Source organism: Lacibacter sp. H375, from assembly GCF_037892425.1.
Classification (GTDB): Bacteria; Bacteroidota; Bacteroidia; order Chitinophagales; family Chitinophagaceae; genus Lacibacter.
In genome coordinates this window covers 841,479-868,381 of the sequence record NZ_JBBKTT010000001.1, presented here as the reverse complement: position 1 = coordinate 868,381, position 26,903 = coordinate 841,479, and the positions used below count along the sequence as shown (strand labels likewise).

The 26,903-nt window shown below is 40.9% G+C and carries 19 protein-coding genes; all 19 read right to left on the bottom strand.

Features of this window, described 5'->3' with window-relative positions; translation table 11 throughout:
* Positions 1–14: 14 nt before the first annotated feature.
* The gene (locus tag WG954_RS03720; protein WP_340433793.1) at positions 15–677 is read right to left on the bottom strand and encodes a beta/alpha barrel domain-containing protein; all 663 of its coding nucleotides are present in this window, start codon (positions 675–677) and stop codon (positions 15–17) included.
* A gap of 144 nt (positions 678–821) precedes the next feature.
* Positions 822–1,271 (bottom strand): NanQ anomerase/TabA/YiaL family protein, encoded by a 450-nt coding sequence (locus WG954_RS03715; RefSeq protein WP_340433789.1) that lies wholly within the window; start codon positions 1,269–1,271, stop codon positions 822–824.
* A 77-nt stretch (positions 1,272–1,348) separates the two neighbouring features.
* Positions 1,349–2,374: a PfkB family carbohydrate kinase gene (locus WG954_RS03710; RefSeq protein ID WP_340428260.1), complete on the bottom strand. Its 1,026-nt coding sequence runs from the start codon at positions 2,372–2,374 to the stop codon at positions 1,349–1,351.
* Positions 2,375–2,391: 17 nt separating this feature from the next.
* Complete coding sequence (locus WG954_RS03705) at positions 2,392–3,438, bottom strand: PfkB family carbohydrate kinase (RefSeq protein WP_340433787.1); 1,047 nt, start codon at positions 3,436–3,438, stop codon at positions 2,392–2,394.
* A 3-nt stretch (positions 3,439–3,441) separates the two neighbouring features.
* A complete protein-coding gene (gene kduI, locus WG954_RS03700) occupies positions 3,442–4,347 on the bottom strand; it encodes a 5-dehydro-4-deoxy-D-glucuronate isomerase (protein ID WP_340433785.1) in 906 nt (301 codons plus the stop codon).
* Between the two features lie 47 nt (positions 4,348–4,394).
* Entirely contained in the window at positions 4,395–5,156 is a 762-nt protein-coding gene (locus tag WG954_RS03695) for an SDR family NAD(P)-dependent oxidoreductase (protein ID WP_340433783.1), read from the bottom strand.
* A 6-nt stretch (positions 5,157–5,162) separates the two neighbouring features.
* Positions 5,163–6,605 (bottom strand): glucuronate isomerase, encoded by a 1,443-nt coding sequence (uxaC, locus tag WG954_RS03690; protein WP_340433781.1) that lies wholly within the window; start codon positions 6,603–6,605, stop codon positions 5,163–5,165.
* 50 nt (positions 6,606–6,655) lie between these two features.
* A complete protein-coding gene (locus WG954_RS03685; protein ID WP_340433779.1) occupies positions 6,656–8,296 on the bottom strand; it encodes a UxaA family hydrolase in 1,641 nt (546 codons plus the stop codon).
* Positions 8,286–9,827, bottom strand: coding sequence for a tagaturonate reductase (locus WG954_RS03680; protein WP_340433777.1), 1,542 nt, complete (start codon positions 9,825–9,827; stop codon positions 8,286–8,288). Before WG954_RS03680 ends, WG954_RS03685 begins: the two co-directional genes overlap by 11 nt.
* A 71-nt stretch (positions 9,828–9,898) precedes the next feature.
* On the bottom strand, positions 9,899–10,870 hold the full coding sequence (locus tag WG954_RS03675) for a pectinesterase family protein (protein ID WP_340433776.1): 972 nt from the start codon (positions 10,868–10,870) through the stop codon (positions 9,899–9,901).
* A gap of 29 nt (positions 10,871–10,899) precedes the next feature.
* On the bottom strand, positions 10,900–12,804 hold the full coding sequence (locus tag WG954_RS03670) for a glycoside hydrolase family 88 protein (RefSeq protein WP_340433775.1): 1,905 nt from the start codon (positions 12,802–12,804) through the stop codon (positions 10,900–10,902).
* 39 nt (positions 12,805–12,843) lie between these two features.
* Complete coding sequence (locus WG954_RS03665) at positions 12,844–14,487, bottom strand: glycoside hydrolase family 28 protein (RefSeq protein WP_340433773.1); 1,644 nt, start codon at positions 14,485–14,487, stop codon at positions 12,844–12,846.
* 198 nt (positions 14,488–14,685) lie between these two features.
* Positions 14,686–15,123: a nuclear transport factor 2 family protein gene (locus WG954_RS03660; RefSeq protein WP_340433771.1), complete on the bottom strand. Its 438-nt coding sequence runs from the start codon at positions 15,121–15,123 to the stop codon at positions 14,686–14,688.
* A gap of 30 nt (positions 15,124–15,153) precedes the next feature.
* The gene (locus tag WG954_RS03655; RefSeq protein WP_340433769.1) at positions 15,154–16,551 is read right to left on the bottom strand and encodes a Gfo/Idh/MocA family protein; all 1,398 of its coding nucleotides are present in this window, start codon (positions 16,549–16,551) and stop codon (positions 15,154–15,156) included.
* Between the two features lie 26 nt (positions 16,552–16,577).
* The gene (locus WG954_RS03650) at positions 16,578–18,182 is read right to left on the bottom strand and encodes a glycoside hydrolase family 43 protein (protein WP_340433767.1); all 1,605 of its coding nucleotides are present in this window, start codon (positions 18,180–18,182) and stop codon (positions 16,578–16,580) included.
* Positions 18,179–19,222, bottom strand: coding sequence for a Gfo/Idh/MocA family oxidoreductase (locus WG954_RS03645; protein WP_340433765.1), 1,044 nt, complete (start codon positions 19,220–19,222; stop codon positions 18,179–18,181). The genes WG954_RS03650 and WG954_RS03645 overlap by 4 nt, the downstream gene beginning before the upstream one ends.
* Before the next feature lie 46 nt (positions 19,223–19,268).
* Complete coding sequence (locus WG954_RS03640; protein ID WP_340433763.1) at positions 19,269–20,165, bottom strand: alpha/beta hydrolase; 897 nt, start codon at positions 20,163–20,165, stop codon at positions 19,269–19,271.
* A 69-nt stretch (positions 20,166–20,234) separates the two neighbouring features.
* A complete protein-coding gene (locus tag WG954_RS03635; RefSeq protein WP_340433762.1) occupies positions 20,235–21,257 on the bottom strand; it encodes a pectinesterase family protein in 1,023 nt (340 codons plus the stop codon).
* A 5-nt stretch (positions 21,258–21,262) separates the two neighbouring features.
* The gene (locus WG954_RS03630; RefSeq protein WP_340433760.1) at positions 21,263–26,896 is read right to left on the bottom strand and encodes a pectinesterase family protein; all 5,634 of its coding nucleotides are present in this window, start codon (positions 26,894–26,896) and stop codon (positions 21,263–21,265) included.
* Positions 26,897–26,903: the final 7 nt, after the last annotated feature.

The following is a 26,903-nucleotide window of genomic DNA, read 5'->3' as shown; positions in this document are numbered from 1 at the left end:
ACGGGAATGGGTTATTATTTTTTTACTGATGCAATGATGGCAAGCACCTGTTTGGTTGCTTCTTCCATGGCCGCATAATCTTTTGCTTCCATTAATTTTTTGCTGATGAGTTTGCTGCCCATGCCCACTGCACATACACCTGCTTTGTACCAACTCTCAATACTTTCTTTGGTTGTGTCAACGCCACCTGTTGGCATAAACAACAATTTAGGGAAGATATCTTTAATAGTGGTTAAAAACTCTGTGCCCAGCATATTACCGGGGAATAACTTAATGAATTTAATGCCTGCATTTTCTGCTGCAATAATTTCACTCGGCGTCATACAACCCGGCGCATAGAATATATCATTGGCCACGCAATAGGCTGCTACATCAGGAACAAAGCCCGGACTTACTAAAAAGTCGGCACCTGCTGCCATATAATCAGTTGCGTGTTGCATGTTCTTGATGGTACCCACACCCAGTAACAAACCGGGCATTTCTGCATTACGCAGTTGCACCATTTTGGTAAAGTTGGCCAAAGCAGCATCACCACGATTGGTATATTCTACAGCTTTAATACCTGCTTTGTAAATCGCTTTTAATACATCAAGGCTCACTTCTTCGCTTGGGTTAAAATACAAAGGGAGAATACCCTGTTGTACAATTGCATCTGATATCTGTTGTGTTTTACTCATAAAAAAAGTAATAAGTTTTAAATTATAGATTTTAAAAAGGTAGAAGTTAAAGGCTGTAAGGTATAATGAAGCAGTTGCAACTCACCATTCAACATTCACCACTCACGACTCACGACTGACGGCTCACCATTCACCACTCACCATTCACTTCCTCACCTTAATCACCAACTTCTTAATCTCACCTTCACCGATCATCGGTGCATGCACATCTTCCGGATAGAAGATCGCAAACTGTCCATCGGTCAATTGGAAATACGTATCAGGAGCATCGTCATAAAACAACACATCCTTTTCATCGTTGTACTCACCTTTTGGAGTTACACATTTTTCTCTCGGTTTCCAGCCAATGGTTTCAACACCTTTAATGCAAAGCTGAATGTCGATATTCTTATTATGACATTCAAATTTCTGCAGGCTGGTTTCTTTTGTTTTACCTGGTCCATTGCTGATGATGGCTTTTAAACCTTCTGCAATATCACTTTTACCATCGGCAGCATTTGCCAGGTCGGTTTGCTGAATGTACTCAAATGCTTTTGCAAACAACGGATGTGCTGAAAAGTATTTGGGTGCATTCTTGATTGTATCAATGATCATCGTCGTAATTTATAAAATGAATGATGAGTAATGAATGATGAGTAACTGATCACTCATCATTCATCACTCATTACTGATTAACGTTGTACCCTTCCGCTGCCATCGCCTTTCATCAGGTCTTTTACTTCTCCTAATGTTGCGTGGTTAAGATCGCCGGGAATTGTGTGTTTTAATGCACTTGCAGCAACACCAAACTCAGCAGCTTCGCCCATTGGCATGCCTGTAACTAAACCATAGATCAAACCACTTGCAAATGAATCACCACTGCCTACACGGTCAACGATGCGTACACTATATTGTTTTGTGTGATAGTAATCTGTGCCATCATATACCAATGCACTCCAGCCATTATCAGAAGCACTATGGCTTTCACGTAAAGAAGAAGCAATGAATTTGAAACCAAACTTCGCTTTCATTTGCTGGAATACATCTTTGAAACCATCAAGGTTCAATTCGCCTTTTGTAACGTCTGTATCTTTTGCTTTGAAGCCAAGACATAAGTCAGCATCTTCTTCGTTACCAATACAAACATCAACAAATTCGCAAAGCCCAGTCATTACTTCACGGGCTTTTTCTTTCGTCCATAACTTTTTACGGAAGTTAAGATCGATTGAAGTGGTGATGCCTTTTGCTTTTGCAGCTTTCAATGCAGCCAACGTTAAAGCAGCAGCTTTATCACTTAATGCAGGAGTAATACCTGTGGTATGGAACCAGTCAGCACCATCAAAAATTTTATCCCAATCAAATTCACTTGCATCCACATCTGCAATAGATGCACCTGCACGATCATATACTACTTGTGATGCACGCATAGATGCACCTGTTTCGAGGAAGTAAATACCTAAACGATCACCACCTCTTGCAACAAACTGCGTATCTACACCATAACGACGTAAATGATTAATGGCCGATTGACCAATTGGATTGTTAGGTACTTTGGAAACAAATGTTCCGTTTAAACCATAGTTACATAATGCAGCAGATACGTTTGCTTCGCCACCACCATAAGTGATATCAAATGTATCGGCTTGTACAAAACGTTTAAAATCGGGGGTTGACAAACGCAACATAATCTCTCCGAGTGTTACTACTTTTTTCGACATATCAGTTGTTTTAAATGCTAGGAAATAAATGATTGTTGTTTAGTTAGTTCAAATTTTGCTCTTACCTGTTGAATAGTTTCTACTGTATTATTTGTTGAATCGCCTTTTTCGTGCAGCTTGGCAAATGCAGCAGCTGCAGCAAAACCGATCACATCCTGTATAGCATGTTGTGATTTTAATCCATAGATCAGGCCGGCCATAAAGCAATCGCCACTGCCTACTTTGTCAACAATGGCATCAGTTGCAAACACAGGGCTTACAGCCTGTTCTTCTTTTGCATTGAGTGCCGCATAGTAACTGATATTACCGGCCTCTGCATCAAAACGAAATGTATTGGCAACCCATTTGCATTTCGGAAAACGATCGAATAATTGTTGTGCAGTAAACGTAGCATGTTGCAAAAACACTTCTTTGCTTCGTGGTTGTAACAGTTTATCATCAACAGAAACACCAAGCAATGTTTGTGCTGACCATATATTGCCCATAATGACATCGCAATACTTTACGAGACTGGGCATGATTTCCCAAGGCTGTTTACCATACTTCCATAACAGTGATCGATAATTCAAATCAACAGAAATGCTAATGTTCCGTTGCGATGCCGCCTTTACTGCTTCCAGGCATAGCGCTGCTGCTTTTTCACTCACAGCAGGAGCAATGGCACTGAAATGAAACCATTCTACACCCTGCAAAATTTCATCCCAATTCACCACACCTGTGTTAAGTGTAGAAAAGGAAGAATATTTCCGGTCGAACACATTCTCTTCACTCTTCATATCGGCGCCTTCTTTCAGATAATACAATCCAATGCGTTCGCCTGAAAGAATGATAGGAGAGGTGTCGATGTTTTTTGTTTGCAGGAAAGAAATAATATCACGGGTAATGATATTATCAGGTAATGCTGTACAATACTTCACCGGTATTTGCCAGGTAGCCAATGCTGTTGCTACATTCAGTTCGGCACCACCAACAAACACGGGCACCTGGTTGGTACGCAACCATTCACCACCATTCGCAGGCGGTAACCGAAGTAACAATTCTCCAAAGCAAAGCACTTTACTCATAAACTATTTCAGCGTTGGAACCGGAGCCGGGTCCATATCAGTATAAACTAAATTTTCACCGGCCATACCCCAAATGAAACCATAGTTGGTGGTACCGCAACCAAAGTGTGTACTCCATGGTGGAGAAATTACAGCTTCGTTGTTGGTCATCACCATATGTCTTGTTTCCATTGGGTTACCCATGAAATGGAATAAACGTTGTCCTTCCGGTAAATCGAAATACAAATACACTTCCATTCTGCGGGTATGTGTATGTGGTGGAATAGAATTCCAAACACTGCCGGGAGCAAGTACCGTTAAACCCATTACCAACTGACAGCTTTTTAAACCATCGAGGTGAATGTATTTATATACTGTACGTTTATTCGCTGTTTCAACTGCACCCAACTCAACCGGTGATGCCTGTTCTTTGGTGAACATGGCATTTGGATAAGTTGCATGTGCAGGTGATGATAATAAATAGAACACAGCAGGGTTCTTCTTTGATGCAGAACTGAAACTTACTTTCTTTGTTCCTTTACCGAGATACAAACAGGAAAGTTTATCCACTTCAAACTTCTTACCATCTGCAGTTACAGTTCCTTTACCACCAATGTTAATGATGCCGAGCTCTCTTCTTTCCAAAAAATACTCAGCTCTTAATTCCGGATGATTAGGAAGTGTTAATGTTTTTGATACAGGAACTGCACCACCAATAATTACACGATCGTAATGCGTATAAACCAATTTCAGTTTATCAGCTACCATCAACTCTTTCACCAAAAAATTATCGATAAGTTGTTGCGTATCGAAACCTTTTGTTTCTTCAGGACTTACAGCAAAACGTACTTCCATATCCCCATCCATGTACGTATTGCTGTTATAATCTTTCAATTGCAGAGCCGGAGCTGTTGCCTTTTTTATTGCCATGACTTTCTTATTACTAATGACTAATTACTATTAACTATCGGCTTGTATTAACGTGCCATCCATCCACCATCCACAAACAACACTGTACCGTTTACATAATCTGATGCTGATGATGCAAGGAAAGTAACCGGTCCTTTAAAATCATCAGGTACACCCCAACGACCAACAGGAATACGATCAAGAATTGATTTACTTCTGTCTGCATCTTCACGTAACGCCTGTGTATTGTTGGTTGCGATATAACCGGGAGCAATACCATTTACACAAACACCTTTGCTTCCCCACTCATTACCAAATGCACGAACCAAACCGGCAACTGCAGATTTTGTTGCAGTATAACCCGGTACATTAATACCACCCTGGAAACTTAACAATGAACAGGTGAAGATGATCTTACCACCTCCATTATCGATCATATGTTTACCAAACTCACGACCCAAAATAAATTGTGCATTGAGGTTGATGTCAACTACTTTATCCCAATATTCATCAGGATGTTCGGCAGCAGGCTTACGCATAATGATACCTGCATTGTTTACAAGGATATCTATTTTATTTTCTGCTTTTACTTTATTGATGAATGCATAGAGTGCTTCACGGTTGCCAATATCAACACGGTGATACGTGAACTTGCGACCTGTTGCTTCAATAGCTGATTTAACAGCTGAATAATCTTCTACAATAGAAGCGCCAACAATATCTGCACCTGCTTCTGCCAATGCTGTTGCCATACCCATACCAAGACCGGTATCGCAACCGGTTACCAATGCTGTTTTGCCTGAAAGGTTAAAGAGATCCAATGTTTGCATGATCGATTATATGTTTTTTGATGTTACTGTTTCTGCTGCATCGAGATGCTGCAGGTTGAAATATTGTTTTGCATTGTTGTAACAGATATCCTGGATGGTTTTACCAATCAATGCAAGATCATTCGGCAACTCACCATTTTCCACTTCTTCGCCATACATATTACAAAGTATGCGACGGAAATATTCATGACGTGGGAAGGAGAGGAAGCTGCGGCTATCAGTCAACATACCAACAAAGCGACTGAGTAGTCCCATGTTGCTGAGTGCGTTGATCTGTTTGGTCATTCCATCTTTCTGATCGAGGAACCACCAACCGCTTCCCCATTGTACTTTACCTGCAACAGAACCATCATTGAAATTACCGATCATGGTTGCGAACAATTCATTATCGGCAGGATTCAGATTATAGATGATGGTCTTCGCTAGTTTATCATTACTGTCTAAACGGTTTAAGAATTTCGACAACGCTCTTGCTTGTGAGAAATCACCAATGCTGTCCCAACCAGTATCAGGACCCAGCTGTTGCAACATGCGGCTGTTGTTGTTGCGCAATGCACCAAGATGGAATTGTTGCACCCAACCTTTTTCATGATCCCATTCTGCAAAGATCACCAGCATGGCACTCTTGAATTTTTTCTTTTCTTCGAGTGTTAAGTTGCCGCCACTGCGTACCTGTGCAAAAATGCCAACGATCTCTGTTTGTGTATAATCTTCTGCATAGATCTCTTCCAGTCCATGATCTGATACTGCACAACCATTGGCCGCAAAATAATCATGACGCTTTTTCAATGCGGCTAAATAATCGTTGAAGGTGCTGATGGAAGTATCGGCTGCCTTTTCTAATAAGGTGAGATAATTATTGAAGCCGATGGTATCATCAACATTCATGGCTTTATCAGGACGGAAAGCAGGATTCATTTTTGTGAAGCTTCCTTGCTGACGTAATTGCTGATGATATTTCAGATCATCAACAGGATCATCTGTTGTGCAAATGAGTTTTACATTCATTTGTTGCAATAAGCCTTGCACACTATGCGATGCATTCTGCAATTGTGCGGTAGCATCATCATAAATGCGTTTGGCGCTTTCAGCATTCAATACTTCAGTAATGTTGAAATAGCGTTGCAGTTCAAGATGCGTCCAGTGATATAAAGGATTACGCAACGTATAAGGAACAGTAGCCGACCATTGTTCAAACTTTTCCCAATCGCTGGCATTACCGGTGATGAATTTTTCATTCACACCATTTGTACGCATGGCTCTCCATTTATAATGATCGCCATACAACCACACCTGCGTCAGGTTTTCGAAGTTGATATTGTTTGCTACCTGCTCCGGTGGCAGGTGATTATGATAATCAATGATGGGCATTTGCTTTGCATACTCGTGGTAGAGTTGCTCGGCTGTTTTGGTTTGCAGTAAAAAGTTACTGTCTAAGAACTTTTTCATGTCGTTTGTTTTGCTAAGAAAATATGGTCGATTACAATCGTTACTACCAATTAAAGACTCACCCCACGTTTCCATGGAATGAAATCATCCTGGTTCAACAGTACTGCTTTTGGTGTTACTTCTCCACTTGCTGCCTTAATACAATATTCAAGAATGGCTTCACCCATTTCTTCAATTGTTTTTTCACCTTCAATCACCGGTCCGCAATCGATATCAATGATATCGTTCATGCGTTTGGTGAGATTACTGTTGGTGGAAACTTTAATGGTAGGACAAACAGGATTACCTGTTGGTGTACCGAGGCCAGTTGTGAACAAGATCAATGTGGCACCACTTGCCGCTTTCCCTGTTGTTGCTTCCACATCGTTACCCGGTGTGCAAACCAAACTCAAGCCGGGTTTTGTTGCAGGCTCTGTATAATCTAATACATCAACCACAGGAGAAGTGCCGCCTTTCTTTGCAGCACCCGCACTTTTAATGGCATCCGTAATTAATCCATCTTTAATATTACCAGGCGAAGGATTCATATGAAAACCAGAACCAACTTTCAATGCCTGGTCGTTATAAGCCGTCATTAAGTGAATGAACTTTTCTGCACTTTCTTTTTCTTTTGTACGATCGATGAGTTCCTGCTCAACACCACATAATTCAGGAAATTCAGCCAATAATATTTTGCCGCCTAATGCAACAACAAGATCTGATGCATATCCAACAGCAGGATTAGCAGAGATGCCACTAAAGCCGTCGCTGCCACCACACTTCACACCAATACAAAGTTTATCAAGTGATGCAGGCTGGCGTTCCAGTTTGTTGATCTCGATCAATCCTTCAAATGTTTTGCGGATTGCTTCAGCGATCAATTGCTCTTCGCTTTGCGATTGCTGTTGTTCAAAAACAAAAAGAGGCTTATCGAAATTGGGATTATGTTGTTTCAGATCATTCCTGAAATCCTGAACCTGTAAATTCTGACAACCCAAACTTAACACTGTTACACCACCAACGTTTGGATGATCTGCATATGCAGCTAATAATTTACTCAGAACAGCAGCATCCTGGCGAATACCACCACAACCACCCTGGTGATTTAGAAACTTAATACCATCAACATTTTTAAATGGACGTATCTTTTGTGAAGTAACAGAAGGAGAGAGGTCAACATCTTCAATGTTTTCACCCTTCTGATATGCTTCGAGTAATTGATGCGTATAGCTTTTGTATTTTGCTGTTACTGCATAACCTAATTCATTATGCATCGCTTCACGTATCACATCGAGATTTCTATTCTCACAAAAAACGGTAGGAATGAACAACCAGTAATTGGCAGTACCTACACGGCCATCACCACGCATGTAACCATTAAATGTTTTTCCTTGAAACTTCGACACATCAGGCGGCTGCCATTCATAATGCGAAGGGCGATAGGTAAATGGGAGTGCGGCATGTTTCAGGTTTTCTGTTGTCATCAATCCGCCAGCCGGAATAAGTTTTTGCGCCTTGCCTACTAACACACCATACATGATGGCTTCATCACCCGGCTGCATTTCTTTCTCAAAGAATTTGTGTTTTGCATTGATATCATCCTGCAACACATACTCATTACCCTGGAATGAAATGGTTTCTCCTTTTTTCAAATTGGTCAACGCAACGATCACGTTGTCCTTCGGATGTACTTTTAAAACTTTATGCTTCATTACTCTCTACTTTATCTCTGTTTAACTGGTAATTTTTTACAGTGTTCAACACACCTTCCTCCATCATCGCATCCATATAAGAGCTCACTGCAAATGCAAAACCGGGTAACTCTGAAAGATCATGTCCAAGGATCTGCTCATTCGCCAATGCCTTCTTCACTACATCTGATGGTTTGTTGTTTTTCCAAAGCTGATGGAAAAAACCGGCGTGTTCATCCTGTATAGGGTAAACTACACCGTTAGCTTCACCATAGTAGGTGCCGCTTTCGCTGTGTTCACACTTCATAAATAAGATATATGCTGCAAAACCCAATGCCATCGAACCGGGAACATAGAGATCCTGTTCAAAATGTTTGAGCAGCAAAGGTATGTTACGCATGCGCATTTTATGCGAATAATTTAGCGTAATGCTAATCCATTTATGCTCGATAAACGGATTGCGGAAACGGTCGATAACGTTACCGGAGAACTCACGTGCTTCCAACACAGAAATTTTTTCATTGCTCACACATGGTGCTATCTCGTGATGCATGAGATCATATACATATAGCCCCATCGTTTTATTCTCCATTGCTTCTTTTACAGTTTCAAAACCTGCAAGGAAAGCAATACCGCAGGAGAATGTATGTGTACCATTGAGCAAACGCAGTTTCAGTTCACGTTGCTTATTAATATCATTGGTAATGACAACAGCATCATCTGCTTTTGCAAAACTCAATACCTCTTTTACTTTAGGATTTGATGTTTCAATAGCCCACAAGCTGTAAGGTTCACTCATGATCATTAGTTCGTCTGTGAAACCTAGTTTTGCTTCTGTTGCTTTTTGTTGTGCAACAGGAAGTTTACCGGGCACAATACGATCGACCAATGAATTGCAGAATGTATTTGCATTTTCCAGCCAATCAATAAATGCATAATCAAGATTGTTGAGATGCGCCAGTTCCATTACAATAGCCTGGAGTTTTGTTCCATTGTCGGTAATGAGTTCTGTTGGTACGATCACCATGCCCTTAGTTACATCGCCATTGAATGCTTTATAACGTTCATGCAGGAATGCAAGTAGTTTACCCGGGAACGATACCGGTGGATTGTTAGTGATCTTATCTTCTTCCACCAACACAATTCCAACTTCTGTTGTGTTAGAGATGATGATCTCCATTTCAGGATTAGAAGCACAATCCAATATCTGCTGCCATTGCGATTTTGCAGAGAGTACACGACTTACGGAAGCATTGATGATATACTCTTCCGTTATTTTTTGCTGACGAATACCGCTGATGCAATGGGTAAATAAACCATCCTGCAATTCATACGCATCTGTTCCACCACTGTCGGTTGATTTTACAATTACTACACGGCCATTGAAAATGCCTTTCTTATTTGCCTTGTCGATAAAATAATCGGGCAAACCACGTAACAACACACCTGTACCAAACTGAAGTACTTTTTCAGGTAATGCAAACAATGCATCAGTAGGAATTGATTGTACTGTGCCGTTTAATTTCGATAACGTTTCTTTTGATAACTGCATCTTATGCTCACTTTAAATTATTAACTGAACAGCAATGATCTTCTTATTTGATGATCATCACTATTCCTGTTTTAAGGTTTCCATCGTTCACCAAACACCCATTGTGCATTGATCTTTTGAACCAATTCCTTACTGATATTATTATTGAACCAGGTATAATCGCCTGCTTTCCGGTGACAATTGTAATAGTAGATCCGTTCGCCCCATTGAATGTTATTGGTTGTTGAAACACGATAGATGGGCGCATCTTTCATGTTATCTGCAAACAAACAATTGATGAGATAAAACTGTGCATCACGATGATAGCGACCCAACAGAAATCCATCATAACCTTTAAACCTGCAATTCAGCAAAACGGTTTTTGAATCTTCATGCTTTGAACCATCATGCCATATTGCAGCTGAGCCGGTGTTGGCAATAAACTCACAGTTCTCTGCAAATGCCCAACCACGTGGACAATAAAAATCAACACCACCTTCCATCACACAATCTTTAAAATACCACATGCCATTCTCTACTTCCCATGGACTCACTGTATCGCCCGCATAAGCTTTGAAATAACAGTTGATGGCTTTTAATCTTGTACAGCCCATGGTACGCAGCGCCATCTGGTGACCACCCTTTGTGATCGTTTTTTTCTTTGTCACCGTATCAGCAGCACAGGCAACAACTCTGTCTTGTAAAAAATCAAAACCATAGCTGTTGCTGACGGTGAGGTTTTTCAATGTAATATCATTGGCGCCAACATTCATGGTGGCAACGCCCCAATCATCTATATGATCACAGCGCCATTCATCTCTTGCAATGGCAGCTGTTATAACAGTCGTTGTTCTGTCTTCGCCTTCGAGTACGAGATTATTTTTCTTGATGAAGATCTTTTCTTTGTATATCCCTTTCTTAATATAGATCGATCTTGTAACTGCTGATGAATCGCTTAAACTATTGATGGCTTCCTGTACTGTTGTATAATTTCCGCTTCCATCCTGTGCAACCACCAATCTTTGTTGACTGTTTGCTGAAAAACTGATCAGCAAATAAACCATTACAAAACTCAATATCGTCAGCCACTTCCTCACTTCTTAACTGCCTGCTGCAATAGCCATTTTACAAGGTCTTCTGCTGCTTTATAGTTTTCGAATTCTGCAGGTAACAGTTTCCGGTTATCAATATATTCGTTATACACCCATGGATCACCCACAGCAAACACAGTTCCTTTGCCATATTTTGCAACAGCAATGATCACGGCGTTGTCTTTTGTTACCAATGCTTTTGCCGGAGCTTTAACTGTCAGTTCGCTGAGTTCTTTCAGGAACATTCTCTTTGTTGTTATGAAAACAGGATTGTTCACGCCGGGCATTACTTCACCCTGTACATATGTATCATTCTTCACCATGTTCAGACTATTGTTGGTGAAGTTGATGCCAAACTTATTTGCAAGAAGATTTAAATGTGGCAGATCACAGTTGTTACTGTCATTGGCCATTATTACCAACACGCCACCTGCATTTACCCAATTGCTGATAGCCGTTACATCTTTAGGAGTAACATAATTTGGTTTTGGATTATCACGGATATGATCAGGATCAACCATTACATAAACCGATGCTTTGCTAAGATTGCTTGCTGTCGGCGCAACATCTAATGATTTAAGATTTGCACCATAACGTTCGAAAATAGTTCCCAATGTATAATAACCGCCATGACTTCTTTCTTCCCATGTGTAATGCCAGTAACTCATTTGGTCGCCAGCATCTTTCTTTTTCTCACTGTTGAACCATCGGTCGAGCAAAACTGTTTTTCCTTTGCCTATTGATTGTGTCGGCAATTGTTCCATTTCACCGGCTGCTAACAAAAATGCACCAACACCTTTTGCATCGTTCACAATCACATCTTCGCTCATGTAGTATGCAAAACTTCCATCACGGTAAGGTTTACCGCCAAGTCCTGATACTTTCACCGTGCCATGCAAATTCGTTTGACCATTCTCTTCTTTGATGAAACGTTTTACAATTCCATCGTATCCTTTTTTTGCAATCGAAAGTTTGGCCGCAGGTAAATATCCTTTGCGAACACCTTTTGCTACTGCATATACAAATTGAGAAGAAGCAGACGCTTCAAAATAGTTTTTCTCTTTGCCCGGACCATTGTACACCATCACATCATACCACAAACCCGTTGTTGGGTCTTGTTGTTTTTCGATGGCATTGACCAAACGGTTCAGTATTGCAATGAGGTCTTTACGTTTTGGATGATCAGCAGGGAAGTAGTCGAGTGCATCAACCAATGCATCTGCATACCAACCCATGGCTCTTGCCCAGAAATGTGGTGAAGTGCCGGTTGTTTTATTGGCCCATTGCTGTTCTTTACTTTCGTCCCATGCATGATAAAGCAATCCCGTTTTTGGATCACGTGCATGTTTCTCCATCCAGATAAACTGGTTGGCAATATCATTAAAGGCTGTGTCTTCGTGGAAGAGCATAGCATACTCTGCATAGAACGGAGCGCCCATATACAAACCATCCAACCACATCTGGTTGGTATAAATTTTCTTATGCCAGAAACCACCTTCCTTCGTACGGGGATGTGTACGCAACTGATCACGGAGATGCATGGCTGCTTTCTTGTACTTGTCTGCACCGGTAATACGATACAGCATTAACACCAGCTTACCATTGTTTACATGATCGATATTGTATTCTTCTGCTTCATATCCTTTAATGGTTCCATCGTTCTGTACGAAATAATCCATACGGTTTTTGATGGAATTGTAATAAGCCACATTACCGGTACGCATCCAAAGGCTTTCAAAACCTTTCAACACCACGCCCATGTCGTAGCTCCATTTGGTTTTGCTGCCGATGGGTAAACTATCGGGCCAGATCTTATCAACTGTGGCAGCAACTTTCTCACTATACTTTATTTGAGCAGTTGACTGAAGCGTAATTGCAAATAGTACTAATGTAATAAGTTTCTTCATGTTCCTTTTTTATATGCGTCGTTTATATCCTGGTCAATCTTACCATTTAATTTCTTTAACATCGGCTCCAAATTCAGTAAGCAACTTTTGTTTTGAATTTGCACCATTCGTATTTTTTATGCTAATGTTCTTTACACGAGCACCACTTACACGAAACAATACTTCACTGCCGTCTTTGTAAGTGATCTTGTCGAATGATAGATTATCGCTGTTGAGAATATCAACTACCGGTTTTGTATCAGCAGAAATGATCTGGATATTTTTGAACGTAATACCACTTGCTTCTTGCACATCAATTCCTTTATCGGCCTGCAATACCATGTTCTCTAAGACAATATCTTTTACATGCATTTCAGGAAGACCTCTTACAAAAATGCCTTTAGCAGCACCGTTGCAATACACATTGCTGATATGAAAGTTTCTGAATACCGGTGTTGTTTCATCAACCGGTTTTACTTCCACTTTTGGTAATTCTCTTTTTTCGCCTAAGAGCGGCACAGGATCTTTCGCCATGTAATACATATCAAACAAAATGGCTTCAGCAGGAATATCTTTCATGTAGATGTCTTTGATGAAGATATTTTCTACTACACCACCACGACCTCTTGTTGTTTTAAAACGTAAACCAATATCTGTTCCAATGAACGTGCAATTGCTGATGTACATGTTTCTTGCACCACCACTCATTTCACTGCCAATTACAAAACCACCATGTGATGCATACACGGTGCACCCACGAATGATCACATTCTGCGTTGGCATTGCACGTTTGCGGCCTTCTGCATCACGACCACTCTTCATACACAATGCATCATCACCCACATCAAACACCGAATTTTCGATGAGTACATTGCTGCAACTCTCTACGTCAATACCATCACCATTTTGTGCATACCAGGGGTTCTTTACAAAGATGTTACGTACTGTTAAGTGCTCACTCATTAACGGATGTAAACACCATGCAGCTGAGTTTTGAAAGGTTACACCTTCCAGTAAAATATATTTGCAATCGGTGATCAACACCATGTTGGGACGAAGAAAATCTTTGATGCCGGCGAAGTAAGCGGCATCACGTTCAGGCTTTATCTCACCTGGATTTGCCGGTCCTTTGCTTGCTTTCATAAAAGCTTCAGAAGGATACCATGTTTTTTTATCATCACTTACCACACCACCACTCTCAACTAATTTTTTCCATTGACCCGCAGTTAACTTATCGCTTTTCACTGAGCGCCATCCATCACCATTACCATCTACAATTCCTTTACCTGTAATTGCAATGTTACTTACACCAGTTGCAGAGATCGGAGATTGGTTACGCATCTGCGGCAACCCTTCCCAGTTTGCTTTCACTAATGGGTATTGCGATTTATCAGCTGTAAACAATAAAGTAGATCCTGTTGCTAAATGCAGATTGACATTACTCTTCAATACAATTGGCCCTGTTAACCATAAACCTGCAGGAACCAATACAACACCACCACCTTTTTTGCTGCAGGCATCAATTGCATTGTTGATGGCTTTTGTATTAAGTGTATGACCATCAGGAACGGCGCCGAATTTTTTTATGTTGGTGGTGTCTTTTTTAAACTTGGGAGCAATGATCACCGGCAACTTTGCATTGAACTGCGCAAATGCAAATAAGCCAATAGAAATAAAAGACAGTATTGCGATTATTTTTTTCATGACAACGTTGAATCGTTAAAAGATAGAAATGACGCCGCTTTCGGGGTACAATTTTACCTTTAACTGCCAACCCGGTCAAGCAAATCAAGTTGTTTATTTACGCAAACGATACCGGGAATTGTTGCGTAAAACCTGTTCGGAATCAACCAGATAAAATTATAAGTTCATTACCGGTTTCAAGGAGTATTATTGACTGCTTTAAGGGGTAATTTTGACTGCCTGGCGACCCAATAATTTCCATTCTTTTCCTTGCTTTTGAAAAACAAGCATGATCCGTAAATGTACCTCGCCTGGCTTGTTGCCGTCGTTGGTAGTTGCATGCAGTTCATGACGAACAATGGCTGTGTTACCACTCAATGTGACTGTTTGGTTTTTCAAATCGATCGTTACAAAATCAGAAGCGCCACTGGCGATCTTCTCCACAAACTGGGCTTTTGTTTCAATCAAGCCACCTGAATGACCATAACTGAGCTGATCAGCCGCAATTGACTCCAGCGCAGCTCGTTCGCCACTAACCATCGCTAGTTTTAGTTTTTCAACAGCAGCATTAACCTGCGTTTCTTTTTTTGACTGTGCAGTGGAAACAACAGTGCTTATAAGAAAAATAAAAAAGAAGAGTTGTTTTCTGTAGTTCATGATCGGTTGTTTGAATTGTTTGCTAAAAAATCAAAACCTGTTTGCCATCGGCACAAGATCGGTCAATTCGCTGATCTTCACCGGACGTTTTAGCTGAATACTTTTCCGTGCAGCTATACCGATCAAAATACTCATTGCTCCTTCTCTTGTTCCTGCCATTACGTGGTGCGGATTATCATTTGTATCAGTAAACATGCGGCGTTGCATACGAATATCACCTCCACCATGCCCGCCACGGATCTTTGCTGTTGTGTACACTTCAAAGTCCTTACCGAAATTATCCCATGCAAGTATTTCATTTGCTTCACCTGCAATAGCATCATCGGCATTGCTCATTTCAATGGCATGTCGTTTCTCCTCATCTACTTTTGTTTTTTGCAGGTAAGGAATATCTTCCCATGTTTCAAGTCTTCCTTTCTTACCATTGAACGCAATTTGCCAGCCTTCATAAGGAGAGTAGGTAGTGAGTGAGTAGTTAACCGTTACGCCATTTGCATAAATGATCTGTGCACTCATCTTATCGTAAATATCAATGTCGTTGCTCCACACACAACCATCACGGATATAACCATCGTGCTGTTCGTTATTTACATATAGGTTTACGTTTTGCTTGTTGCTGGTAATATCCCAATAGAATTTACAATTGGGTTTGTGTTCGCAACCACGGCATTTGGTACCACGGAACTCATTGTTCTTTCCGTAATGTTCCAACGAACCATACGCACTCACTTCAACCGGTTCGCTGTTAAGCCACCAGTTTAATAAATCGAAGTGATGCGTTGCTTTATGCACCCACAGGGAGCCGCCTTTGTTCATACGGCCATGCCAGCGACGGAAATAATCGGCTCCGTGATGCACATTGAGATACCAATTAAAATCAACAGAAGTGATCTTTCCAACACGATTAGCTGCCAGCAATTCTTTCAACTGCATAGCGTGTACACTGTGCCGGTAGTTAAACGCCACAGTTACTTTTTTCCCTGATTTTTTCTCTGCTGCTAAAATCTTCCGACACTTGTCTTCGTCGGTCGTCATTGGTTTTTCAGTAATAACATTAAATCCTGCGTTGAGGGATTTTACAATCATTTCATCGTGTGTGGCATCAACAGTTGTTACAATAATGTAATCGGCTTTTACTGCTTTCAACATTGCATCAATGCTGGTAAAAGTAGGGCAGGTTACACCCATGTACTGTTTTACATAGGCCACACGACCGGGATTGATATCGCACAATCCTACAAACTCACACACATCTTTAAACTCGGTAAGAATAGTTTTACCCCAGAGACTGCTGCCACGTGAACCTGTACCAACAAGTGCCAGTTTTATTTTCTGTCCGGGTTTTGATGCGGCAATTGAAGTAAATGGATGCAGCATGAGCGATGCGCCTGCTGCTGCAGTGTACTTTACAAATGATCTTCTTTCCATATGGCAATTGTAGTTTTTAAGAATCGTTATTGTTCGATGCGGAACCAATCAATATCTGTTATGCCGGCATCGTTTGTTTTGTTACTGCGATTGAAGAAGAAACCAACTTTTGCACCCACCCAACGTCCGGGTTTGGCTGCTAACGATTCACCGATCGTTTTAAAGTTTGTTCCATCCTCGCTGTAACTGAATGTGCAAACAGCTTTTTTGCTCACCTGCACACGGAAATAAATATCCTTACTCTTCAGTTTTTCACCATCCTGCACTGTTTCTTTTCCCTTTCGGTCTGCATCAACGCATTTTACAAAGCTGATATAGTTTCCATCGGCTCTCTTTTCAACAGCCACATAAGCATAACTGGCACCATGAACCATCAACCCAAAACGTTCTTTTTCATGTTTGGGTTGAAAAGAGATTTTTGTGGTAGCTGTAAATTCTTCTGTCGGGAATTTTTGCGCCAGCAGGTTCGGATAATCCCAGGCAGTTTTAATACTATCGGGTAATAGTGCCGAGAACATTCGTAATACACCTTCAGCAGTTGGAAAAGCCCAGCCCTGTTGCGGGTTAGCCTGCCACTGCCATTGCAAACCAAGTTTGGGTGTATTGAATTCATCGCTATCAGCAACTGTTGCCACAGGATATGTTTTTCCAACATTTGGTTTTTTATAAACCATCACTGGCTCACCTTTCCCATCAGCATCTTTATCAACTCCAATTACCGGCCAATCGTTTTTCCATGTCATTGGTTGAAGATGCACCACACGACCGTACGCATCTTTATCCTGGAAATGCAGGAACCAGTCTTCACCTGTTTGTGTGTTCACCCATGCACCCTGGTGCGGACCATTTACCGTTGATGATCCCTGATCCATCACTACTTTTCGCTCATAAGGTCCATATACATTTTTCGAACGCATCACTAATTGCCAACCAGTGGCAACACCACCGGCAGGAGCGAAGATGTAATAGTAACTATTACGTTTGTAAAACTTCGGTCCTTCTAAAGTAGGATCAGTTGCATGACCATCGAACACCAACACAGGATCGCCAATAACTTTTGTTCCTTCTTTATTGAGTTCTTTTACAACAATGATTGATTTGAAACCTGCACGGCTTCCTGCATACGCATGTCCTAAATAAACTTTACCATCAGTATCCCATAACGGGCACGGATCGATCAAACCTTTTCCTGCTTCCACAAGAATTGGTTCAGTCCATGGGCCGTTAATATTTTTTGCTTTGGTGAGATAAATACCAAAATCAGGATCGGGGTAGTAGATATAAAATTCGTTGTTGTAATATCGGATCGAGGGCGCCCACACACCACCACCATGTTGTACAGTTGAGAAATGATCGAATGGTGGTTGGCATTTTAATGCATGACCGATCAGCTTCCAGTTCACCAGATCTTTTGAATGAAGAATTGGTAAGCCGGGAATATGTGTGAACGATGATGACACCATATAATAATCATCACCAACACGAATCGCATCAGGATCGCTATAGTCTGCATCAACAACAGGATTTTTATACGTTCCGTTTTTTTGATCGCTTACCCAAACTTTCGAAACAGTTTGTGCACTCGCATGTATGCAAATAGAAACTAAACCGATCGTCAATAAATTCTTCATAAATCAATCACTCTTTTTTCATCGTTGCTTTTGAAAGCTGCTTCAATAATTCTAATTACATCTGTTCCTTGTTCCGCTGTTACAGGCAATGCTGCATTGTTACGGATGGCTTGGTAAATGCCTTCGTAATAATCTGTATAGTTTCCTTTATGCGAAGGAATCTTTTCATTGATGATCTTTCCATCCACTTCGGTATGCAGTAATCCTTTTTCAGTTTCGGGTTCAATGCCATAAGCTTCATCAGTAGGTAACATATGCGCCTGCAGTTGTGCTTCCTGCATATCTGTTTTTGGTTTGATGAAGGAACCCTTGCTGCCATGCAACACATACCCGGGTAATGCTTCACGCACCTGGTAACTTCCTTTAATGCGTACTCTTGATGTAGGATAGTAGAGTAGTACTTCGAAATAATCGTCCACCTGCGATACGGGTCTCATGATGGCTATATCTGCAAACACTGCAGACGGCTTACCAAACAACTGCAATGCCTGATCGATCAAATGTGAACCAAGATCGTACAAAGCACCTGTTCCTTTCATCGCTACTTCTTTATGAGCTTTAGGACTGATCTCTTCTTTATATCGGTCGAAATGAAATTCTGCTTCAACAATATTCCCCAACAGTTTTTGATCAAGAACTGATTTGATGGTCTTGTAATCACTATCATATCTTCTGTTTTGGAAAACAGAAAGCTTCAGGTTTTTTTCAGCCGCTAATGCAATCAATTCTTCCGCTTCACTTACTTCAACAGTAAATGGTTTTTCGCTGATGACATGTTTGCCTGCAAGCAATGCCTGTTTTACATAATCGTAATGCGTGATATTGGGCGTATTTACAACAACCAACTCTACATTTTCATCAGCCAACATTTCTTCGAGCGTACGAAATGTTTTTACAGCCGGATATTTTTCCTGTGCAAGATTCTTACTCCGTTCCCATACAGCATAAAAATTAAAACCGGGATGAGTGCTGATGAATGGTGCATGAAATACCCATCCACTCATTCCAAAGGAGCATATTGCTGTATTGATCGGTTTCATAATTCAGTCGCAAATTAGTTGATGTGCTAAGGTTAGGGCTCATTTATTATTGCAAAGTATTCAGCCAGTTTTGCAATCGTTCCATCCAGTTATCAGTTGTTGTTTTATTAAACATGCCAAAACCATGTCCGCCTTTTGGATAGAGATGCATTTCAGCAGGCACTTTATATTTAATGCAAGCCTGGTAATAACGTATACTGTTTTCAACAGGTACTGCGCCATCATCACCTGCATGTACTAAAAACGATGGGGGTGTTTTAGCCGTTACCTGTAACTCGTTTGAATACAATTTGATTTGATCAGCAGATGCAGTTGCACCAACCAGATTATTTCTTGATCCTTTGTGTGTGATAGTGCTGTCGAAACTGATCACAGGGTAAATTAGTATAGCAAAATCTGGGCGTACCGATGTGGTGTCTTTGTTTGTTGCATCAGCCTTTCTGTTAAAATGTGTTGCTGCAGTTGATGCAACATGTCCACCTGCTGAAAATCCCATGATGCCGATCTTGTTTTTTTTCAAGCCCCATTCGGTTGCCTTGCTGCGGACCAAACGAACAGCTTGTTGAGCGTCCATCAACGGTGCAGTGCTTCGATCAATATTTGTTGTATCATCAGGTAAACGGTATTTCAATACAAATGCCGTGATACCCCACTTGTTCATTTCTTCTGCCACACGTGTACCTTCTTTATCGAAGGCCAATATACCATAACCACCACCCGGACAAATAATCACCGACATACCGTTGGGGTTTGCCGGTTTGTACACGGTAAGTGTGGGCACACTAACTTTTGAAATGCGCAGAACATTATCTTTTGATACTGCCGTTTCTTTATTGCGTGCAGGTTTTGAATTAGGAACCGCACCATTGTACAAAGGCATTTCCTGTTGGGCGTGTATTGCTGTTACAACCATAAGCGAACTTATCAATAAAACTAATTTCATGCTGTTGTTATTTAAAAAGAGTTGGAAAGATAAGATCAATCTTTTGTTTCAACATTGTGCTATGGTTTATTACAACTTTTTGGCTTCAGTCCATTGAAACGGTTTACTTCTCAACTGCATAAACCAGCCGCTTTCATCTTTCACCAAACTGTTATTCGAAAAAATATTGTCGAGTGTGTACTCCATTGCGTCTTTATCGCTCAGTTGTTTGCTCCATGTAACACGTTTAGCTGTGGCTGCTCCTTCACCTGTGCATTTATATTCTGCATACAAAACCGTTTGCTCATTGACGGGGTTGTTCCAGTTGCTCCAACCTTCCGGTGCGATCTGCTTGGGCATTTCACAACGGATGAACACTGTTTTTGCATGTGCACGCCATGGCCGGCCAAGTAATGTTTTGGTTACACTTGAATCGGCAATGATCTTGCAATCAAGAAAAACATAGCCGAATTTTTTACCGGGAGTCGTACTTGCCGCAGTGATGTACGAATTTGTTTTAGAGCGAATGGTGCAGTTTTGAAATACTGCGGTTGATGGTCCAAAGATAAAATCGGTTGTTCCTTCAATATAGCAATCGAGAAATAGTTGACGGGAATTTTCACCTGCTGCGAAAATGGTATCCTGGTTGCCGAGGAATTTACAATTTTTGAAGATGGCTTTATCTGCATCAACATATAATGCTAACGCTTGTCCAACAGGGCCAGCACTATTGGCAAATGTGATATTCTCGGCATAAAAACGATTGCCCGAAATTTTTGCTGTGTAAGAGGTAAAGGTGGTATGTTTTCCTCTTCCTGAATAATCATTGAACGTAATAATCGTTTTCTCTACACTTTCACCAATAAAAGTTACATCAGTATTTGGAGCAGGCAGTTCGATCTTTTCGTTGTATACGCCGTTTTTAATGTAGAGTGTAATAGATGCCAATGGATAAACACGCATTGCATCAATAGCGTCTTGAATGTATTTGAATTCGCCACTGCCATCTTTGGCAACAGTGAATGTATACTTGTATTGTTGCGGATTGGCTGTTTGTGCAACAACGAATCCGCAACTAAAAAATAAAACAAGAATTACTAAACTCTTCTTCATATCAACTAATGTACTACGATGCATTTTAAAACTACGTTCTCTTTTCCTGAATTATAATGAATGAGATACTGACCTTGTGGCAAGCCTTGGACATCTACTGACGTAAGTGTGGTGTTTGCAGTTGCTTTCCATTCGGCAATTTTAACGCCGATGAGCGAATACAATGCAATTGTTGTGTTTGTTCCGCTTCGTGGATGTTTAATGTAAACCTTGTTATTCGCAGGATTCGGATAAACCGAGAAACCAACAGGCACAACATTATCCCGCACACCCGTTGTTACATTTTGTGTTGCTATCCCTTTTGCAATTACATCTTTTAACTGTGTATAACGACCGGCACTGGTACTGCCACAAGTAAAATACAATCTTACTGAAAGGGTTTGTCCTTCGAGGAGCGTTACACCTGTCGATCCATTCAATGGAAAACGATAGACAGCAGATGGACCGTTGTTATCCTGCGTCAATGTTTTCGCAGTAGCAAAGGAATAACCTGTTACTTCAGTTGAGTCGGTTACAAACCCACTAAGCGAGTAAACAACTGCAATTTTAATATTACTGCTTGAAGCGTAGAATGCATTATTGAACAGCAAACTATCAATCCTTGTTGTGTATCCTGATGCAGCAGTGATCGTAAACTGCTCATAGTTTGTACGATTCAAATTACCTCCCGGCCCACCAGAAGCAGTTGTCCATAATCCATCGGCAGTTGCAGCAAATACTTGTCCACGTGTTAATGAATAAGGCAACACGCCGGCAACCGTAACGCCATCAGATACTGCAAACTTGTTGAAGGTTGGAGCACTTGCAATAACACCTGCTGAACGGATGGCTGCACTGTCCTGGTTATTTTGTGTGAATGGCCAATGTTGCAACACACTTGAAATTTGAACCGGTTGCGATTGAATGGTTCCTTTCACCGCCAGTTTTACTGTATCAGCTAATGTACCGCTATGAATAATATTATCGTTGAAAGTGCCAATGCCCGTTCCATTCAATCTTAATGCTAACGTTGTATTTGCAACAGTACCATTCGTGGGCTTCAGTCCCAGTGGTTTTGTATTGTTATACCATGTTGTACCTGCATCAACGGATACTTCATAATTAACAGGTGGAACAATTTTTATACTGTCTATAATATTCAATCCGGAAACCAAATAGCTCTGTGTTGTTGATGGCGTACCAAGTCCTTGTAAAAAATCAGACAATGCTGCGGTTACAGTAATGGTTGGTTTGCTTGATACAAAAGCAGTATCTGATGTAGTAGTTGTAAATCCTGCTTTCGATAATCGTACAATGTAATAGTAACTGGTTCCTGCTGCAGGTGCATTATCGACATAAATAAAATTACAGGCAGAATCTTCGCTGCTGATCTGTGTATCAATTAAACTGAAGTTTTGTTTGTCTGAACTTCTGTACAACTCGGATTTGATGCCTGACATTGGCCAGCTGATATTCCATGTAACATTTACTGTTGTTGATGTTGCATTAGGTTTACGTGCAATGACGTTTGATGCAGATAATTCAGGAACAAATGCAGTATTCAACTCTGGCCATGTACTGTATGGATTCCATGTGGCCATAGCAGGCGTGTTTGCATTTACAAAAACCGTATCGTTGTTATAATACTTCGCCGCTTCTCCTGCTGTTAATTGTTTACTCCAACTTACACGACCGCTAATATCTTTTGCAGTACCGTCATAATTCTTGGTATTGTATTCTGCATACGTAATGTATGATGTATTAGTACCCGCATCCCACACACTCCAACCTTCTGGTTTAATAGATGATCCCATGAATGAATTCAGGAATACTGTTTTGTTACGTGATTTCGCAGCATCAATTGTGCCGGCATCATTTTGCCATGGGCGACCTAATGTGTATAATGTAGTGCCACGGTTTTTTGTGAGCTTGCAATCTCTGAACACATAACCATAACCTGATTCTGCTTTTGTATTAGCAGCAGTAACAAAACCACCTGTACTGTTATCTAATCTTGTACGTGGATAAATAACACATGTATCAAAGATGATGGTTGATGATCCGAAGATGAAATCAGTATTGCCATCAATGTAACTGTTCTTCATATATACACGTGTGCCTTTGTTATTGCCACCATAGTAGGTGTCTTGTCCGCCATTCATGCGACAGTTGAAAAACACCACTCTGTCTGATGTTGTATAGACTGCTACAGCTTGTGGTCCATCGCCCGGTGCAGGAACAAGTGCGTTTGCATTAATACCATAACCGGTTGCGTTTTCTATTGAAAGATTCATCAACATTACATCTGCAGCATTAATGGTCATAGTGCCACTGGTTGAAGTACCATAGGTACCACCCGCAGGATTCGCTTTACCTGAATAGTTATCGTAAGAGATAATTGTCTCTGCCATACTTTCACCAATCAACTGCATGAATGGTTTGTTGGTTGGAATCGTAACCGTTTCTACATACTTTCCTTTCTTAATATAAATTCTCCATGGTGAAGTGCGGTTGGTTGGTGCTGCAGTAATTGCTGACTGCACCGATGTATAATTACCTGAACCATCTTTTGCTACCAGTACATCATACGCAGGCGTAACAACAGGATTTGATGTGATACCGTTTACGGCTAATGTTTTTGTTGTTGCTCCACCACCTGCAACAGAAATATTTCCATTGTAAATTCCTGCAATGCTTGCATTCAAACGTACCGAAACTTCTGTTGATGAAATTGTTCCTGATACATGAGATAAGACAACACTGTTTGTCCATGTTGTGCCATTCAATGAAACTTCATAACCTGATGGAGCAGTAACTGTAATATCACCTGTAAGATTCGTGCCACTTACTGTAGCTTTTTGTACGGCAGATGGCGAACCAATCGTTTGAGTAAAATTGGTAAAGCTTGCTGTTGCAAGAATAGTTGGAGATGTTGAATTACTTGCAGTAGCAGATACAGATGTTACTACTGAATAGTTAAATGCTTTATCTGCAGTAAATACATGATAATAATAAGTAGAGCCTGCTGAAACAGAATTATCGGTAAACGCAGCAGATGTTCCTGTATATAAAACTGTATGATCAGCACCAATCGTATTCCCCAGGACATATACACCTTTTGCATTGGGTGTTGGTGCTGTGTTAACTGTACTTCTTACAACCATGTAACCGCCATTGTCAATTCCACTTGCAGGAGCAGACCAGGTTAATGCAATAGAAGTAGCAGATGAAGCGACAGCTAAATTTGTAATTGCATCTGGTGCTGCATTGTCTACTGTTGTGCCCGGATAAGCAACATAATCATCAATATAAAAATAAGGCGACTGCGGATTGGTGATTTTCATTCCGAAATAAGTACTGGTAGGAGTTGTGTTTGCTGTTTTTAATGTGCCCGTAAATAGTTGCCAGTCTTGCGGAGTGGATGCATCTAACGTAACAGTTGCTGATGTTAACGAAGTACCTGTTCCACCCGTTGCTCCCACCACTGTTGCAGAACCATTTAATACAGTTGCCGCACTTAATGTACCTGCAGGTTTATACCAGAACTGAATGACATAGTCCGTATTCTGACTGAGCGCAGGGTTGGTTAACACTGGCGAAAACATATATTTAACACTTGTGCTCGCCTGTTTGTAAAACATAATTTTATTACCCGTGCGTGCATCACCTGATTTTATATCCCAGGCAGCAGATACTTCCCAATTGGTAGTTGATGTGTGTGCACTGACAGTAGAGTATGAACCTACTGTTTGATTTTCGAAACCTCCATCAAGACCCGGAAAAAAACCGATTGCTGCATTTTGTAAATTTTGTGAAGCAGTACCTGTCACTCCAATCGACATATTCCTTGCACCTATACTTGTGCCAACAATATTTCCGGCATAAGGTCCCGCTGCAATTGCATTCAACCGAACATATAAAAGTGTGGAAGCAACGGTGCCACTTGTTGGAGTTAATGAAACAGAATTATTCCATGTAGAGTTATCTAATGAAAGTTCGTAAGAAGCAGGAGCCGTAATGCTGAGGTTTGCTGTAAGATTTGCTGCTGAAACAGTAAATGATTGTGAAGTTGAAGGAGTACCTACTGTTTGTGTAAATGCAGTTAACGTACCTGATGTGTAAATAACAGGTGTTGTTGATTGCTGCGTTGTAATTAATGAGTTGAGATAATTTTCAAGATTGGTATAACCATTCCCGGCAAAAACCCCACGATCACTTGCATCGTTCGGGTTTAAACTGTTTGCAGTTTCCCATGTATCAGGCATACCATCATGATCAGTATCTGTTGGCGCTGCCGTTGAAAGTAAGGTGGGCCATGCATTTACTGTACTTGCATAAGGAGTACCATGCGGATAGCCACCTTGCACATCAATGATTCTTCCTGTGCGGTTACGTACATCGTTTGCAATACGTTCATCTAACGTGTCACGTTTTAAACTTGCACCTGCATATTGCAACACAAGATTGTAGGCTTCCAATGCAGTATGCGTTGTAACAGGTGCAATATCATGTTCGGTTGTTGTTTTCGCTAACGTTGTATCGGCTTGCACACCACCACTCATGGACACACCCAACCAGTTATTTGCATTGATAGCATTATATCCATCAACATAATTTCCTGCAACATAAAACTTACCATAAGGAATAGGTGTGGTACCTGTTGTTTTACTTGGTTGAACGATCATGCCTCGAACGGGAACAGAAACAGATGTGCCTGTGCCGGTTGATGGCCCATACTTGTAATAGTTGTTCACCACATTATAATTACCACCATCACCACCATTGGTACTATAGCCACCCCAGTTATAAATAACATTGTTTCTGAAATCTGCATTCTCAATTCCAATTGTTGCAGGAGAGTAAGTGCTGATACCTGCAAAGCGTGGATTACGTCCTTTCGCATCTGCCAATAAATTATGATGGAACGATCCTCTTTTTGCTCCCCAGATACCTACATAGCCATGTTCCTGGAAATCGGCATCACCTTCGTAGTGATAAGAATAGTTCAGCGGTTCTGAAACAAGATTCCATTGCATGGTCAAACTATCACCACGATAAACAGTTAATGCTTCATCACTGCTCCAACTGATGGAACAATGATCGATGATGATATTCTTGCCACCAAGATTTCCAAATGCATCATCACCACCACTATTTGTTGTTGGCATACAAGCTGCAGTAAAAGGAGAAACAGGCACACCACAATTTGCAGGTGTAGTGATGAGTTGATTTTTATCGCCCATGCGAATGCGGATATATCGAACGATCACATTATCACCACTGATGACCACGGGGTAATCAGCAAGACAGATACCATCGCCGGGAGCTGTTTGTCCGGCAATAGTTGTGTTACTGCGGATGGTTAAACGTGATGTTAGATGAATCGTTCCAGACACACGAAACACAACGGTACGATGTGTTGCAGTTTGACCTAATGCATAACGTAAACTGCCAACACTGTTATCATCGTTCAAGTGTGTTACTTCAAATACAGTTGTTGGCGCACTCACTGTTCCTCTGCCACCAGTTGAAAAACGACCGGCACCTTCAGCACCGGGAAATGCGATTTGTTGTGCGTTTGCTGCAACTGTAGTCAGCAATAATAAAAAAAGAAAAACAATAGTACGTTTCAGAAAGCAATCGTTAATAAGCAGTTTCATTTGGCGT

Excerpts from the sequence above, each read along its gene's own strand:
- WG954_RS03720 (WP_340433793.1), bottom strand. The coding sequence starts at position 677 with ATGAGTAAAACACAACAGATATCAGATGCAATTGTACAACAGGGTATT.
- WG954_RS03715 (WP_340433789.1), bottom strand. The coding sequence starts at position 1,271 with ATGATCATTGATACAATCAAGAATGCACCCAAATACTTTTCAGCACAT.
- WG954_RS03710 (WP_340428260.1), bottom strand. The coding sequence starts at position 2,374 with ATGTCGAAAAAAGTAGTAACACTCGGAGAGATTATGTTGCGTTTGTCA.
- WG954_RS03705 (WP_340433787.1), bottom strand. The coding sequence starts at position 3,438 with ATGAGTAAAGTGCTTTGCTTTGGAGAATTGTTACTTCGGTTACCGCCT.
- kduI (WP_340433785.1), bottom strand. The coding sequence starts at position 4,347 with ATGGCAATAAAAAAGGCAACAGCTCCGGCTCTGCAATTGAAAGATTAT.
- WG954_RS03695 (WP_340433783.1), bottom strand. The coding sequence starts at position 5,156 with ATGCAAACATTGGATCTCTTTAACCTTTCAGGCAAAACAGCATTGGTA.
- uxaC (WP_340433781.1), bottom strand. The coding sequence starts at position 6,605 with ATGAAAAAGTTCTTAGACAGTAACTTTTTACTGCAAACCAAAACAGCC.
- WG954_RS03685 (WP_340433779.1), bottom strand. The coding sequence starts at position 8,296 with ATGAAGCATAAAGTTTTAAAAGTACATCCGAAGGACAACGTGATCGTT.
- WG954_RS03680 (WP_340433777.1), bottom strand. The coding sequence starts at position 9,827 with ATGCAGTTATCAAAAGAAACGTTATCGAAATTAAACGGCACAGTACAA.
- WG954_RS03675 (WP_340433776.1), bottom strand. The coding sequence starts at position 10,870 with ATGGTTTATTTGCTGATCAGTTTTTCAGCAAACAGTCAACAAAGATTG.
- WG954_RS03670 (WP_340433775.1), bottom strand. The coding sequence starts at position 12,804 with ATGAAGAAACTTATTACATTAGTACTATTTGCAATTACGCTTCAGTCA.
- WG954_RS03665 (WP_340433773.1), bottom strand. The coding sequence starts at position 14,487 with ATGAAAAAAATAATCGCAATACTGTCTTTTATTTCTATTGGCTTATTT.
- WG954_RS03660 (WP_340433771.1), bottom strand. The coding sequence starts at position 15,123 with ATGAACTACAGAAAACAACTCTTCTTTTTTATTTTTCTTATAAGCACT.
- WG954_RS03655 (WP_340433769.1), bottom strand. The coding sequence starts at position 16,551 with ATGGAAAGAAGATCATTTGTAAAGTACACTGCAGCAGCAGGCGCATCG.
- WG954_RS03650 (WP_340433767.1), bottom strand. The coding sequence starts at position 18,182 with ATGAAGAATTTATTGACGATCGGTTTAGTTTCTATTTGCATACATGCG.
- WG954_RS03645 (WP_340433765.1), bottom strand. The coding sequence starts at position 19,222 with ATGAAACCGATCAATACAGCAATATGCTCCTTTGGAATGAGTGGATGG.
- WG954_RS03640 (WP_340433763.1), bottom strand. The coding sequence starts at position 20,165 with ATGAAATTAGTTTTATTGATAAGTTCGCTTATGGTTGTAACAGCAATA.
- WG954_RS03635 (WP_340433762.1), bottom strand. The coding sequence starts at position 21,257 with ATGAAGAAGAGTTTAGTAATTCTTGTTTTATTTTTTAGTTGCGGATTC.
- WG954_RS03630 (WP_340433760.1), bottom strand. The coding sequence starts at position 26,896 with ATGAAACTGCTTATTAACGATTGCTTTCTGAAACGTACTATTGTTTTT.